Source organism: Herbaspirillum sp. SJZ099, from assembly GCF_007828355.1.
In the GTDB taxonomy this organism is placed as follows: Bacteria; Pseudomonadota; Gammaproteobacteria; order Burkholderiales; family Burkholderiaceae_D; genus Herbaspirillum.
In genome coordinates, this window is the sequence record NZ_VIUO01000006.1 from 42,546 (window position 1) to 57,090 (window position 14,545).

Annotated in this window: 8 protein-coding genes; 2 read left to right on the forward strand and 6 right to left on the reverse strand. The window is 65.2% G+C overall.

All coding sequences use genetic code 11. From position 1 onward, the window contains the following. Position 1: 1 nt before the first annotated feature. Positions 2 to 2,200 carry a cyanophycin synthetase gene (gene cphA / locus FB597_RS13970; protein ID WP_144769869.1) on the forward strand — a complete coding sequence of 733 codons (2,199 nt, stop codon included), beginning with the start codon at positions 2 to 4 and terminating at the stop codon, positions 2,198 to 2,200. A 59-nt stretch (positions 2,201 to 2,259) separates the two neighbouring features. Then, positions 2,260 to 4,830: a cyanophycin synthetase gene (gene cphA, locus FB597_RS13975; protein ID WP_144769870.1), complete on the forward strand. Its 2,571-nt coding sequence runs from the start codon at positions 2,260 to 2,262 to the stop codon at positions 4,828 to 4,830. A gap of 58 nt (positions 4,831 to 4,888) precedes the next feature. On the opposite strand, the gene FB597_RS13980 is transcribed toward cphA (FB597_RS13975), so the two are convergent. The 6 genes from FB597_RS13980 to smc form a co-directional block, all read right to left on the reverse strand. After that, entirely contained in the window at positions 4,889 to 5,482 is a 594-nt protein-coding gene (locus FB597_RS13980; protein ID WP_144769871.1) for an AAA family ATPase, read from the reverse strand. Positions 5,483 to 5,668: 186 nt separating this feature from the next. Beyond that, complete coding sequence (gene def, locus FB597_RS13985) at positions 5,669 to 6,205, reverse strand: peptide deformylase (protein WP_144769872.1); 537 nt, start codon at positions 6,203 to 6,205, stop codon at positions 5,669 to 5,671. A 123-nt stretch (positions 6,206 to 6,328) separates the two neighbouring features. After that, the gene (gene galU, locus FB597_RS13990; RefSeq protein ID WP_141915359.1) at positions 6,329 to 7,219 is read right to left on the reverse strand and encodes a UTP--glucose-1-phosphate uridylyltransferase GalU; all 891 of its coding nucleotides are present in this window, start codon (positions 7,217 to 7,219) and stop codon (positions 6,329 to 6,331) included. A 97-nt stretch (positions 7,220 to 7,316) separates the two neighbouring features. Next, positions 7,317 to 9,377 (reverse strand): NAD-dependent DNA ligase LigA, encoded by a 2,061-nt coding sequence (gene ligA / locus FB597_RS13995; RefSeq protein ID WP_144769873.1) that lies wholly within the window; start codon positions 9,375 to 9,377, stop codon positions 7,317 to 7,319. A gap of 19 nt (positions 9,378 to 9,396) precedes the next feature. Then, positions 9,397 to 10,683, reverse strand: a complete 1,287-nt coding sequence (locus FB597_RS14000; protein WP_144769874.1) for a cell division protein ZipA C-terminal FtsZ-binding domain-containing protein — start codon at positions 10,681 to 10,683, stop codon at positions 9,397 to 9,399. Between the two features lie 262 nt (positions 10,684 to 10,945). After that, positions 10,946 to 14,476 (reverse strand): chromosome segregation protein SMC, encoded by a 3,531-nt coding sequence (gene smc / locus FB597_RS14005; protein ID WP_141915367.1) that lies wholly within the window; start codon positions 14,474 to 14,476, stop codon positions 10,946 to 10,948. Positions 14,477 to 14,545: the final 69 nt, after the last annotated feature.

Genomic DNA, 14,545 nt, shown 5'->3' on the forward strand with positions numbered 1-14,545 from the left:
CATGAAAAATATCGAATTCCTCCGTTTCCTGCCCTTGCAAGGTCCCAACATCTGGACCTACCGTTCGGCCCTCGAAGTCTGGATCGACATCGGCGAACTGGAAGATTTTCCGTCCAACACCCTGCCCGGGTTCAACCAGCGCCTGACCACCTGGCTGCCTACCCTGATCGAACACCGCTGCAGCTACGAAGTGCGCGGCGGCTTCGTCAAGCGCCTGGAAGAAGGCACCTGGCCCGGGCACATCCTTGAGCACGTCACGCTGGAACTGCAAAACCTGGCCGGCCTGCCGGGCGGCTTCGGCAAGGCGCGCGAGACCAACGTACGCGGCGTCTACAAGGTGGTCGTGCGCGCCCGCCATGAAACGGTCACCCGCGCCGCGCTGTATGCCGCGCGCGACCTGGTCATGGCCGCCATCGAAGACAAGCCCTACGACCTCGAAGCCACGCTCGAAAAGCTGCGCCGCATGGTCGACAAGCTCTGCCTGGGACCCAGCACCGCCTGCATCGTGGATGCCGCCGACGAACGCCGCATCCCCACCATCCGCCTGTCCGAAGGCAACCTGGTCCAGCTCGGCCACGGTTGCAAGCAGCGCCGCATCTGGACCGCCGAGTCCGACCAGACCGGCGCCATCGCCGAGAGCATCTCGCGCGACAAGGACCTGACCAAGACCCTCCTGGAAAACTGCGGCGTGCCGGTCCCCGAAGGACGCCTGGTCGAGAGCCCGGAAGACGCCTGGGACGCCGCCGAAGACATCGGCCTGCCGGTCGTGGTCAAGCCTTGCGACGCCAACCACGGCCGCGGCGTCTTCATCGACCTCAACACCCGCGAGGAAATCGAGACCGCCTACACGGCCGCCCTGGAAGAAGGCAGCGGCGTGCTGGTTGAACGCTATGTGCCGGGCCTGGAACACCGCCTGCTCATCGTCGGCGGCAAGCTGGCCGCGGCCGCGCGCGGCGAACCGATCTTCATCATCGGCGACGGCAAGTCCACGGTGCAGCAATTGCTGGACGAACTCAACCGCGACCCGCGCCGCGGCCTGCTGGAAGAACACCTGCTCGACCCGGTGCTGCTGGAACGCGAACCGGCCGCCGTGCTGGAGTTGCAACGCCAGGGCCTGACCACCGAGTCGGTGCCGGCTGCCGGTCGCCGCATCCTGCTGCTGCGCAACGGCAACGTCTCGGCCGACGTCACCGACAAGGTTCATCCCAGCGTCGCCGCCGCCGCCTCGCTGGCCGCGCGCATCGTCGGCCTGGATATCGCCGGCGTGGATATCGTGGCCGAAGACATCTCGCGCCCCCTGGCCGAGCAAGGCGGCGCCATCGTCGAAGTCAACGCCGGCCCCGGCCTGCTGATGCACCTGAAGCCCTCCGAAGGCCAGCCGCGCCCGGTGGGCGAAGCCATCCTCGACAACCTGTTCGGTGAAGACGAAAATGGCCGCATCCCCATCGTCGGCGTCACCGGCACCCACGGCAAGACCACCATTGCGCGCCTGATCGCCCGCATCATCCACCTCTGCGGCAAGCATGTCGGCCTGGCCTGCGGCGACGGCCTGTATTTCGGCGAACGCGTGGTCGAACGCGGCAACCGCGCCAACTGGGGCGCCGCCCATCGCGTCCTGTTGAACCGCGCGGTGGAAGCCGCCGTGTTCGAGAACGGCAGCGTCTCCATCCTTTCCGAAGGCCTGGCCTACGACCGCTGCCTGGTCGGCGTGGTGGCCAATATCGATCCCAACGACAGCCTGCCCGAGTACTACATCGAAAACGCCGAACAGATGGCCACCAAGGTCAAGCGCACCCAGGTCGACGTGGTGCTGCCCGACGGCGCGGCCGTGCTCAACGCCGACGACCCGCTGGTAGCCGACATGGCCCAGCTGTGCGACGGCGAAGTGATCTTCTTCGGCGTCCACCCGGAATCGCCGCTGCTGGCCGCACACCTCAAGGACGGCGGCCGCGCGGTGTTCCTGCGCGGCGGCGACCTGATCCAGGCCGAAGGCAAGCGCGAGTTCAAGGTCAGTTCGGTGGACGCCATCCCGCTGACCGAAAACGGCGCCGTGGCCTACCAGGTCGAGAACGTCCTGGCCGCGGTGGGCGCGGCCTGGGCGCTGGGCATCGGCCCCGAGGTGATCCGCGCCGGCATCGAGCTGTTCGGCACCGAACAGGCCGAACAGCAAGGCTTCAAATTCAAGGCGCAGGCCGCCTGAACGCGGCACAAGCAATCAGTAACAGCACACCACTCAAGAGACACTCAGGAAAATTGTCCATGGACGTATCACGCATACGCGCACTGCGCGGCCCCAACCTCTGGAGCAGGCACACCGCCATCGAAGCCATCGTCTCCTGTCCCGCCGCGGAACAGGTGGTAGACGACATGCCCGGCTTCGAAGTGCGCCTGCGCGCGCGCTTCCCGCAGATCGGCTTCCTCGAGCCCGACGGCGGCAAGCAGGTCGTGTCGATGGCGCATACGCTGGCTGCCGCCGCGCTGGCGCTGCAGTCGCAGGCCGGTTGCCCGGTCACCTTCAGCCGCACCGTCTCCACCATCGAGACCGGCGTCTACCAGGTGGTGGTCGAATACAGCGAAGAGGAAGTCGGCCGCCTGGCCTTCGACCTGGCGCTGGAGCTGTGCCGGGCGGCGCAAGCCGATACGCCGTTCGACCTGGCCGGCGCGCTGGCGCGCATCCGCGAGCTGGACGAGGACGTGCGCCTGGGGCCCAGCACCGGCTCCATCGTCAACGCCGCCATCAAGCGCGGCATCCCGTTCCGCCGCCTGACCCAGGGCAGCATGGTGCAGTTCGGCTGGGGCAGCCGCCAGAAACGCATCCAGGCCGCGGAGACCAGCAACACCAGCGCCATCGCCGAATCGATCGCGCAGGACAAGGACCTGACCAAGATGCTGCTGCACGCCGCCGGTGTGCCGGTGCCCAACGGCCGCGTGGTCACTACCGTCGAAGACGCCTGGAAGGCCACCGAAGAGATCGGCGCCGCCGTCGTCATCAAGCCGCTGGACGGCAACCAGGGCAAGGGGGTGGCGGTCAACATCAGCAGCCGCGCCGAGGTCGAGCAGGCCTTCGCCAATGCCGCGCGCATCAGCGACGAAGTCATCGTCGAGCGCTACCTGCACGGCCACGACTACCGCCTGCTGGTGATCGGCAACAAGCTGGTGGCCGCGGCGCGACGCGATCCGCCGCAAGTCATCGGCGACGGCGTGCACACCATCCGCCAGCTGATCGACCAGGTCAACGCCGACCCGCTGCGCGGCGATGGCCATGCCACCTCGCTGACCAAGATCCGCCTGGACGACATCGCCATCTCGGTGCTGGCCGGCCAGCATCTCGACCCTGAAGCCATTCCGGCCCAGGGCGTGCGCGTGGTCTTGCGCAACAACGCCAACCTGTCCACCGGCGGCACCGCCACCGACGTCACCGACGACGTCCATCCCGACATGGCCGCGCGCGCCATCGCCGCGGCGCAGATGGTAGGCCTGGACATCTGCGGCGTCGACGTGGTGTGCAATTCGGTGCATGCCTCGATGGAAGAGCAAGGCGGCGGCATCGTCGAAGTCAATGCCGCGCCCGGCCTGCGCATGCACCTCTCGCCCTCCTACGGCAAGAGCCGCGACGTCGGCGAAGCGATCATCTCGACCATGTATGAAGACGGCGACGACGGCCGCATCCCGGTGGTAGCCGTGGCCGGTACCAACGGCAAGACCACCACCGTGCGCCTGATCACCCACCTGCTGGCCGAGACCGGCCTGCGCGTGGGCATGACCAACACCGACGGCGTCTACATCGACAAGCAGCGCATCGATACCGGCGACTGCAGCGGCCCGCGCAGCGCCCGCAATGTGCTGTTCCACCCGGACGTGGATGCCGCCGTGCTGGAAACCGCGCGCGGCGGCGTGCTGCGCGAAGGCCTGGGCTTCGACCGCTGCCATGTCGCGGTGGTCACCAACATCGGCATGGGCGACCACCTTGGCCTGTCCTACATCAGCACCGTGGAAGACCTGGCCGTGGTCAAGCGCGTCATCGTCGAGAACGTGGCGCCCACCGGCACCGCCGTGCTCAACGCGGCCGACCCGATGGTGGCCAAGATGGCCTCGTCCTGCCCGGGCTCGGTCACCTTCTTCGCCCTCGATCCGCAGCATCCGATCATGGCCACGCACCGCGCCCAGGGACATCGCATCGTCTACCGCGACGGCGATGCCATCGTTGCCGCGCAAGGCGGCTTCGAGCAGCGCCTGAAGCTGTCCGCCATCCCGCTCACGCGCAACGGCGGCATCGGCTTCCAGGTCGAGAACGTGATGGCCTCGGTCGGCGCCGCCTGGGCGTTGGGCCTGGACTGGGCGCACATCGCCGCAGCCCTGAACAGCTTCATCAGCGACAGCGACACCGCTCCCGGCCGTTTCAACCTGTTCGACTACAAGGGCGCCACCCTGATCGCCGACTACGGCCACAATCCGGACGCCATCGCCGCGCTGATCAAGGCCGTCGACAGCATGCCTTCCAAGCACCGTTCGGTGGTCATCAGCGGCGCCGGCGACCGCCGCGATGTCGACATCACCCGCCAGACCGAAATGCTGGGCGATGCCTTCGACGAAGTGGTGCTGTACCAGGACCAGTGCCAGCGCGGCCGCAGCGACGGCGAAGTGATCGCGCTGCTGCGCCAGGGGCTGGAGAAGGCGACCCGCACTTCCGACGTCAAGGAAATCTATGGCGAGTTCCTGGCCATCGATACCGCCTTGGCGTCGCTCAAGGATGGCGACCTGTGCCTGATCCTGATCGACCAGATCGATGAGGCGCTGGCGCACATCAACATGCGCGTGACCGAAGCCTGAAACGGCTGATCGGCAAGGCCTGAACGGCCGGCGGCGAAATCTCGCTGCCGGCCGTTGTCTATTGGGGCCCGGCGCCCACGCTGCGCATAATGAAATCCCTTCTCTGCGCCAACTTTCCCGCCGGCACTTCCACCAACCGATAGCCGAGCTCTTCATAGATCTCGCACATCACATCGTAGGTGGCGACGGCCTCTTCCCAGCTTTGCTTGCGCTCCCGGTCGGTTTCATAGATCTCTTTCCACGGCGGCAGGATGAACGCCCGCCGGGAGTAGCGCCACGCCTTGGCCGCATGCCTTGCCAGTGCCAGCAGAGCGGCTGCTTGCGGCAAACTCTCCAGGCCTTCCAGCCGCATGTATCCAAGAATGTCTGGAATGCCCCGGTCGCAAAAGACGATGCCCTCAATGGAATGCTTCGCCCGGACGGCATGTGCGCGGCAATGCGCGGCCTCTGCCGCCAGCATCGCCTGCGCAAAGGCCAGCTTGTCCTTCCAAGGCAGCGCACGGCCCTCTGACGCCATCTGCTGCCGGATGATGGCGCGCCCGACCTCCTCCTTGATGCCGTGGCCCTCTTCCTGCAAGGCGTGCAACAGGGACGTCTTGCCCGCGCCGGGGCCGCCGGTGATGATGCAGAGATGCTCAAGATGACTGATCATGGATGGACTCCCGAAATTTCACGCATTGGATCACATGCACCCGATGCCATCGGGCGCATGTGATCCAGAGAATTGCAGAGAATTATGGAAAATTGGTACGGGCAAGATCGATGCAACGTACGCCGCAGAAGGAAGGACGCACACCATCCCCATGACTGCCGGGATGGTGCGTACTGCGGAAGGTTCTCAATCGTCCTGGCCGGGATCGAGTTCCGGAAACAGCACTTCGGTAAAGCCGAACTGAGAGAAATCGCGAATGCGCATCGGATACAGGATGCCCTGCAGGTGGTCGCACTCATGCTGCACCACGCGCGCATGGAAACCATCGACGGTGCGGTCGATGGCATTGCCGTCCAGGTCGTAGCCCTGATAGCGCAGGCGGCTCCAGCGCGGCACCACGCCGCGCATGCCGGGTACCGACAGGCAGCCTTCCCAGCCGTCCTCGGTGTCTTCCGACAACGGTGTCAGCACTGGATTGATCAGCACCGTTTCCGGCACCGGCGGCGCATCGGGATAGCGCTGGTTGCTGCCGAAACCGAAGATCACCAGTTGCAGGTCGACGCCGATCTGCGGCGCCGCCAGGCCAGCGCCGCTGACCGCGCGCATGGTGTCGAACATGTCGTCCACCAGTTGCGCCAGTTCCGGCGTGCCGAACTGGGTGACGGGCTGCGCCTGGCGCAACAGGCGGGGATCGCCCATTTTGAGAATGTCGCGGATGGCCATCTGGTTCCTGCTCCCAAAAGAATGACGCCCGGCAAAACCGGGCGCCTTCATCATTATCGTCGATCCGGCTGGCCGCCGCTTCAGCGGCCGCCGCAGACCTTATCCGGCTTTACCCGGCTTTGCTTATCCGGCCTTGCTGCCCAGTTCCCTCAGGTATTCGCTGAACTCGGGGCCGGTTTCCGGGTGTTTCATGCCCATGGCCACCATCGCCTTCAGGTAGCCGAGCTTGGAGCCGCAGTCATAGCGCTGGCCCTGGTAGCGGTACGCCAGCACGGACTCGGCCTGCATCAGCTTGGCGATGCCGTCGGTCAGCTGGATCTCGCCGCCGGCGCCGCGGCCGATGTTTTCCAGGCAATGGAAAATGCGGTTGCTCAGCACATAGCGGCCGACCACGGCCAGCGTCGAGGGCGCATCTTCCGGCGCCGGCTTTTCGACGATGGCATTGACGCGCTCAAGACCGGGCTGGTAAGGCGTGGCGTTGACGATGCCGTACTGCTTGGTCTCGGCCCGCGGCACTTCCTGCACCGCCAGCATGCTCATGCCTTCGCGGGCGTAGATATCGGTCATCTGCGCCAGCACCGGCTTGACGCCGTTGTCGGTATCCATGAAGTCGTCGGCCAGCAGCACCGCGAACGGCTCTTCGCCCACCACCGGACGCGCGCACAGGACCGCATGGCCCAGGCCCAGCGGGGTCGACTGGCGGATGAAGATGCAATTGACGTTCTTGGGAACCACGTTCTGCACGATCTCCAGCAGCTTCTGCTTGCCGGCCGCTTCCAGTTCGCTCTCCAGCTCGTAGGCCTTGTCGAAATGGTCTTCGATGGCGCGCTTGTTGCGGCCGGTGATGAACACCATCTCCGTGATGCCGGCAGCCACCGCCTCTTCAACGGCATAGTGGATCAGCGGCTTGTCGACGATGGGCAGCATTTCCTTGGGCTGCGCCTTGGTCGCCGGCAGGAAGCGGCTGCCCAGTCCGGCAACCGGGAAAACGGCTTTCGTGATCTTCTTGATCATGGTTTTTCCTGAAAATAGAGAGTCTTTGTTGCGTCCGACCTGCGTCGCTTATGCGATCGATACGAGTCGGGCGCAGTTTAATACAATTCAGGCGCCTTCATTGCGCCTGGGCGCACAAGGCCTTTAGCTGGTCCTCATCCAGGATGGGAATGCCCAGCTCCTCGGCCTTGGCCAATTTGCTGCCGGCCTCGGCGCCGGCCACCACGTAACTGGTCTTTTTCGACACCGAGCCGGTCACCTTGCCGCCGGCCGCTTCGATCAATTGCGCCGCCTGGTCGCGCGACATGTTGGGCAAGGTGCCGGTCAGGACGAAGGTCTTGCCCTGCAAATGCTTGGGCTGGCTGTCGCTGCCCTCCGTTTCCGGCCAGTGCACGCCCACTGCGCGCAACTGCTCCACCAGCTCGACATTGAGTGCATCGCTGAAAAATGCGCGGATGGAGCTGGCCACCACCGGGCCGATGTCGGCCACTTCCAGCAATTGCTCTTCGCTGGCCGCCAGCAGCTTGTCCAGGGCGCCGAAATGGCGCGCCAGTTCCTTGGCCGTGGCCTCGCCCACATGGCGGATGCCCAGGGCATAGATAAAGCGGGCCAGCGTAGTCGACTTCGACTTTTGCAATGCATCCAGCACGTTTTGGGCCGACTTCTCGGCCATGCGATCCAGCGTGGCCAGCGCCAACAACCCGAGACGGTACAAGTCGGCAGGCGTGGTGACAATATTGTTGTCCACCAGTTGCTCCACCAACTGCTCGCCCAGGCCTTCGATATCCATCGCGCGGCGCGAAGCGAAATGCTGCAAGCCGCCCTTGCGCTGCGCCGAGCACTTCAGCCAGCCGCCCGAGCAACGTGCGATGGCCTCGTCCTCGGCCCGCACGATGGGCGAGCCGCAGACCGGGCATGCGGTCGGCATGACGAAGCGGCGGGCGTCGGCCGGCCGTTTCTCCGGCACGAAAGCGACGACCTCGGGAATCACGTCGCCGGCGCGGCGCACGATGACGGTGTCGCCGACCTGGATATCCTTGCGCCGGACTTCATCCTCGTTGTGCAGCGTGGCATTGGTGACGGTGACGCCGCCCACGAACACCGGGTTCAGACGCGCCACCGGCGTGATGGCGCCGGTGCGGCCGACCTGCACCTCGATCTCCAGCACCTGCGTCAACGCCTCTTGCGCGGGGAATTTATGCGCCAGCGCAAAACGCGGCGCGCGCGAGACGAAACCGAGATGCTTTTGCTGGTCCAGGCGATCTACCTTGTAGACCACGCCGTCGATTTCATACGGCAACGTCTCGCGCTTGTCGCCGATGCCGCGGTAAAACGCCAGCAACCCGGCCGCACCGGTCACCACGGCGCGCTCCTTGCACACCGGCAAACCGAGTTGCTGGTACCAGTCCAGCAGCGCCGAATGCGAGGCCGGCATGTCCATGCCTTCCAACATGCCGATGCCATAGGCGAAAAAGCGCAAGGTGCGCTGCGCCGTGATGCGGGAGTCGAGCTGGCGCAGGCTGCCGGCGGCGGCATTGCGCGGATTGGCGAACTCCTTCTGGCCGGCGTCGCGCTGGCGCTGGTTCAGGCGCGCGAAATCCTCCTTGTACATCAGCACTTCGCCGCGCACATCCAGCACTGCGGGAATCTTCGTCCCGTGCAGGCGCAAGGGAATGGCGCGCACCGTGCGGATATTGGCGGTGACATTCTCGCCGGTAGTGCCGTCGCCGCGCGTGGCCGCCTGCACCAGCAGGCCATCGACATAGCGCAGGCTGATGGCCAGGCCGTCGAACTTTAGTTCGGTGGCGTAGCGCACTTCCTGCAGCGTCTCCAGGCCATCCATGACGCGCTTGTCGAAGGCCTCGATGTCCTCGTCGGAAAAACCGTTGCCCAGCGACAGCATCGGGATATCGTGGCGCACCGGATCGAACTGCGGCAGCGGCGCGCCGCCCACGCGCTGGGTAGGCGAATCGGACGTCAGCAATTCCGGATGTGCCGTCTCCAGCGCCTGCAGCTCCTGGAACAGGCGGTCGTATTCGGCATCGGGAATGCTGGGTTGGTCCAGCACATAGTAGGCGTGGTTATGCCGGTTCAGTTCGTCGCGCAATGCATGCGCACGAACCAGCCAGTCCGGCGCCCCTGGCGGGGGCGGACCTGCGGAAAACAAATCTGGTTGCATCTTGAATGGCTGAAAAGCCTTAGCTGAACAGGCGCAGCGCGCGCGTGGAACCTGCGGGAATGTCGGCCGACTCCATGGCGCTGTAGAACGCCGCCACTTGCTCGGCGATATCGGCCAGCGCGGCGTCGGACAGCATCTGGTTGCTGTCGTCGACCATGGTGCCGCCCAGACGCGCGGCCAGCGAACGGGCGCAGGCCACCAGCGCGCCGTAGCCGTCGCGCGAAGGCGCCACGCGCGGCACGTCCAGCAGCAAGGTCAGGCGGTCGGTCGTCTCGTCGGCCTGGCTGGCGTTGGTCGAGAGCGCGAACAGCACCTCGCCTTCGCCGTCCTGCATCACCAGGTAGCCTTCGGTGCGGCGGTCGAAACCCTGGCGGGTCAACGCCGCCAGCAGCGTCGCCAGGCTCCATGGCGCGCCATTGGTGCGCACGTTCACGCTCAACTGGACATCATGGTCGGCGATGAACTGGTGCAGCGCCTGGGCGGTCTTGATGACGTCGGGCATGTCGGGCAGTTCTGGCTCGCCGGACAGCGAATCGGTCAGGTCGCGCAGGCGCATGACCAGTTCCGAATACTCGATCTCGTTCATCGCATTGCTGCGGTTGGCCAACTGGGCGCCGGCCAGCAAGGCGGTATAGACGCCGCCGTGGCTGACCGCCTCCCATTCGCCTTCGGCGTTGCGGCCGATGAAATGCACCGGCTTGTTGCCCACATGGCGCAGGTTCTGCAACGCCGGCAGCAGCTTGTCGCCGCGCAGCGGGTGCTCCAATGCGATCGGGATGTTGCAGTCGATCAGTTCGTCCACCGGCAATTCGCGCCTGGGCTTTGCCGGCGCCGGCTGCTCCGGCGGCGGCGCAAAGGCCGGCGCCGACTCGACCTGCTCCTCAGCGCCGGCGATGGCTTGCGCCACCGTCGATTGCGGCGCCTGGGCCAAGGCCTCGGTCAGGGCGGCGTCGGCCACGGCCGGCGCATCGCCGATATAAGGTTCGCGCTGCTCGAAACCGGCCTGGTCCAGGTAAGCCTTGAGCGGCGCCGGCTTGCGCTCGGGCAGGTCGTACAAGGCGGGCTCCATGCGATCGTCGGGGATGTCAGAGGCTGGCGCGAAACCGGCCGCATGTTCAGCATGCTCGGCCATCGGCGAGGGGGAGGCGTCCTGGTCCTGCGGCGACATCAGCACGTCGTCGTGCGACGAAGAAAAGGCGCGCTCCACGGTCTTGCGCGCCTTGTGTTCCTGCCATTTGTTGTAGGAGATGACGCCGACGACGAAGACGCCGCCGATCACGATCAGGCTGGTCTGAAGATCCATCATGCTGCTTGCCCCTTCAGTGTGGCTGGCGAAAATGCCGCGGCCCGGGCGGCGCGGCGAAACATGTTCGGCTCGATAAAGCTACTCATTGAAGGAATAAATGTTGTTATTTTTCATGGCCCGCAGGCCGTAAAAAGCATGCCAAAGCACGTCAAACCTGGCGAATCCGGCCTCGGGAAACACCCCGGCCGGGCTGTATGACAAGGTTCTCAGGGTAGTGTTCCACCCCAGCCTTGTCAAGCCGACAAAGGCGCACAAAGCCGCCTCAGGCGGCCTGCTCGGCGCTGGAGAAGTTGGCTGCCGAATCCATGTCCACCGCCACGATGCGCGATACGCCCTGCTCCTGCATGGTCACGCCGATCAGCTGCTGCGCCATCTCCATCGCGATCTTGTTGTGCGAGATGAAGAGGAATTGGGTGTGCTCGGACATGCGCTTGACCATGTTGGCGAAGCGTTCGGTGTTGGCGTCGTCCAGCGGCGCGTCCACTTCGTCCAGCAGGCAGAACGGCGCCGGGTTGAGCTGGAACATCGAGAACACCAGCGCCGTCGCCGTCAGCGCCTTTTCACCGCCCGACAGCAGGTGGATGGTGGCGTTCTTCTTGCCCGGCGGCTGCGCCATGACCTGCACGCCGGAATCGAGGATCTCGTCGCCGGTCATGATCAGCTTGGCCTGGCCGCCGCCGAACAGTACCGGGAACAGTTCCGAGAAATGGTGGTTGACCTTGTCGAAGGTATCTTGCAGCAGGCCGCGGGTCTCGATGTCGATCTTGTGGATCGCGTCCTGCAGCGTGGTGATGGCTTCGTTCAGGTCGGCATGCTGGGAATCCAGGAAGTGCTTGCGCTCGGAGGCCGCCGCCAGCTCATCCAGCGCCGCCAGGTTGACCGCGCCCAGCGCCGCGATGGCGTTGGTCAGGCGTGTCACTTCGCCCTGCAGGTAGGATGGCCGCATGTCGGCGGTCAGTTTTTCGGACAGCGCGGCCTCGTCGGCCTGGGTCTGCGCCAGCGCTTCGGAGAACTGTTCCTGGTTCAGGCGCGCGGCCTGCTCCTTCAACTGCAGCTCGGTGATGCGGTCGCGCTGCGGCTGCAGGCTGCGTTCGGCCTGCATGCGGTTCTCTTCGTGCGTGCGCAGCTGCTGCGACAACTGGTCCAGTTCGTGGCGGGCGTCGGCCAGCGCACGCTCCTGCTCGCTGCGGCGATCCAGCAGTTCCTGCAAACCGGCCTGGGCCGCCTGGTCGTCCAGGCTTTCCAGTTCCAGGCTGCCCTGCTGCATGCTGGCGAACAGTTGCGCCGCCTGCTCCAGTGCGGTGGCGATGCTGCGCTTCAATTCCTCGATCTTGCTGCGCTGGGACTTCTCGGCGAATTCGGTTTCCTGCGCGGCGCGTTCCAGCTCGCGCAAGCGGGTGCGCGCATCGTTCAGCTGCTGTTCCTTGCCCAGGTAATCGGTCTGGCCGTTCTCGTGCTGCTCCTGCAGCTCGGCCAGCTCGATGTCTAGCTGCTCGAAGCGCGCCTCGGACTCAGCCTGCACCTGCTGCTGTTCAGCTTCCTGCATGCCGATTTCTTCAAGGTCGGTGGCGATCTGGGTGCTGCGCTGGTTGAAGCGCTCCTGCACTTCGGCCAGCTTCATCACTTCGATCTGCAGGCTGTGCGCCGACTGGGTCAGGCTGCCCACGCGCTGGCGCAATTCCTGCAAACGCTGCGAGGCCGAGGACAAGGCCGCCTCGGCGCGCACCGCCCGGCCCTTGGCTTCTTCGGCCAGCATGTATTGCGCGCGTTGCTGCTTGGTGATGTTCTCGATTTCCTGCTGGCGCGCCAGCATGCCGTCCTGCTCCGAATCCGATGCGTAGAAACGCACGCTGGACTGGCTCACCACATGCCCCTGGCGGGTGACGAACACGCCGCCCAGCGGCAGATTGCCGCGCTCGGCGAAAGCGATGGCGGTGTCGTCGGCCACATACACGTCCCTGAGCCAGTCGTTCATCAAGGCGCGCTGGCCGGGGTCGTTCAGTTGCAGCAGGTTGATGAAAGGCTTGAGGCCATTGGCCGCCGGCGGCGCCGGCTGGGCAATGCCGGCATTGGGCGCATACAGCGCCAGCTTGGCCGGCGGCGCGTCGGAAAAGAAGGCCTTGGCCCAGTCCAGGTTGGACATTTCCAGCGCCGACATGCGTTCGCGCAGCACCGCTTCCAGCGCGGTTTCCCAACCCGACTCGATATGCAGCTTCTGCCACAGGCGCGGCAGTTCGGCCAGGCCGTGCTTCTCCAGCCAGGGCTGGACCTTACCCTGCGCCTGCACGCTTTCCTGCAGTTGCTTCAACGCGGACAGGCGCGCTTCCAGCTGGGCATTGGCCGAGGTTTCCTTGCTGACCAGTTCCTGCGCGTCGCGGCGCTCCTCTTCCAGGCGCGGCAGCTGTTCCTGGGCTTCTTCCAGGTACATGCGGGCCTCTTCCAGCGAGGCCTGCTTTTCTTCCAGTTGCAGCCTGAGGTTGGACAGGTGCACGTCGTCCGGCATGGACAGGCCGTTCTTTTCCTGCATCAGGCGTTCGCGGCGCGCGGCCAGGCCGGAGAGGATGTTGGCGGCGTTGCGCTGGTGCGTGGACTGCAATTCGATCTGCTGCTGTACCTGCATGATCTTGCCGCGCGACTCGGTAGTCTTCAGCTGCGATTCGCGCCAGGCCTGCTCCAGCGCCGGCAGGCGCTCATTGGCGTCCTGCACCGCCTGCTGCGACTGTTCGACGCGCATGCCGAGCTCTTCCAGCGCGATTTCGGCCTCGGCCAGTTCATCCTGCTGCTGCGAACCCTGGCGCTGCCACTGGTCGCGCTGGGCGGTCAGCGAATTCAACTGCGACTGCAGCCGGTTGCGCGACTCGATGACGAACTTGATCTGCGCTTCCAGGCTGCCGATTTCGGAATTGGTCTGGTACAGGTGCCCTTGCGCCTGGTGCAGGCGGTCGCCGGCGCCGTAGTGCGCCTGGCGCATATGCTCCAGCTCGGCCTCGACGTGGCGCAGCTTGGCGGTCTGCTCTTCCAGGTCGATCTGGGCGCGTTCGATCTCCTTGAAGAATTTTTCCTGCTCGCTCTTGGCTTCGTTCTTGCGCAGCAGCCACAGCAGCTTCTGCTTCTCTTCCTGGTCGCCTTGCAGCTCATGGAATTTCTTGGCCACGGCGGCCTGGGCTTCCAGCTTTTCCAGGTTGGCGTTCAGCTCGCGCAGGATATCTTCCAGGCGGGTCAGGTTTTCGGTGGTGTCGTGCAGGCGGTTCTCGGTCTCGCGGCGACGCTCCTTGTACTTGGACACGCCGGCGGCCTCTTCCAGGAAGATGCGCAGCTCTTCCGGGCGCGCCTCGATGATGCGCGAGATCATGCCCTGGCCGATGATGGCGTAGGCGCGCGGCCCCAGGCCGGTGCCGAGGAAAATATCCTGGATGTCGCGGCGGCGCACCGCCTGGTTGTTGATGTAATAGGACGAGGTGCCGTCGCGGGTCAGCGTGCGCTTGACGGCGATCTCGGCGTATTGGCCCCATTGCCCCGCGGCCTTGCCGGCGGCATTGTCGAACACCAGTTCGACCGACGCGCGCCCGGCCGGCTTGCGGTGGGTGGAGCCGTTGAAAATGACGTCCTGCATGGATTCGCCGCGCAGCTCGGAGGCCTTGGATTCGCCCAGAACCCAGCGCACGGCATCGATGATATTGGATTTGCCGCAGCCGTTCGGCCCGACCACACCCACCAGTTGCCCCGGAACCTGGAAATGCGTAGGTTCGACGAAGGACTTGAATCCCGACAATTTAATGGAAGTTAGACGCACGTTATCGACAAAATGAACTGGTTGGAAGAAAGCGGAAAATTTGCTTCCGGAAAGCCCGGTATCATAACA

Coding starts and splice junctions, on each gene's coding strand:
- cphA (WP_144769869.1), top strand. CDS start 2: ATGAAAAATATCGAATTCCTCCGTTTCCTGCCCTTGCAAGGTCCCAAC.
- cphA (WP_144769870.1), top strand. CDS start 2,260: ATGGACGTATCACGCATACGCGCACTGCGCGGCCCCAACCTCTGGAGC.
- FB597_RS13980 (WP_144769871.1), bottom strand. CDS start 5,482: ATGATCAGTCATCTTGAGCATCTCTGCATCATCACCGGCGGCCCCGGC.
- def (WP_144769872.1), bottom strand. CDS start 6,205: ATGGCCATCCGCGACATTCTCAAAATGGGCGATCCCCGCCTGTTGCGC.
- galU (WP_141915359.1), bottom strand. CDS start 7,219: ATGATCAAGAAGATCACGAAAGCCGTTTTCCCGGTTGCCGGACTGGGC.
- ligA (WP_144769873.1), bottom strand. CDS start 9,377: ATGCAACCAGATTTGTTTTCCGCAGGTCCGCCCCCGCCAGGGGCGCCG.
- FB597_RS14000 (WP_144769874.1), bottom strand. CDS start 10,683: ATGATGGATCTTCAGACCAGCCTGATCGTGATCGGCGGCGTCTTCGTC.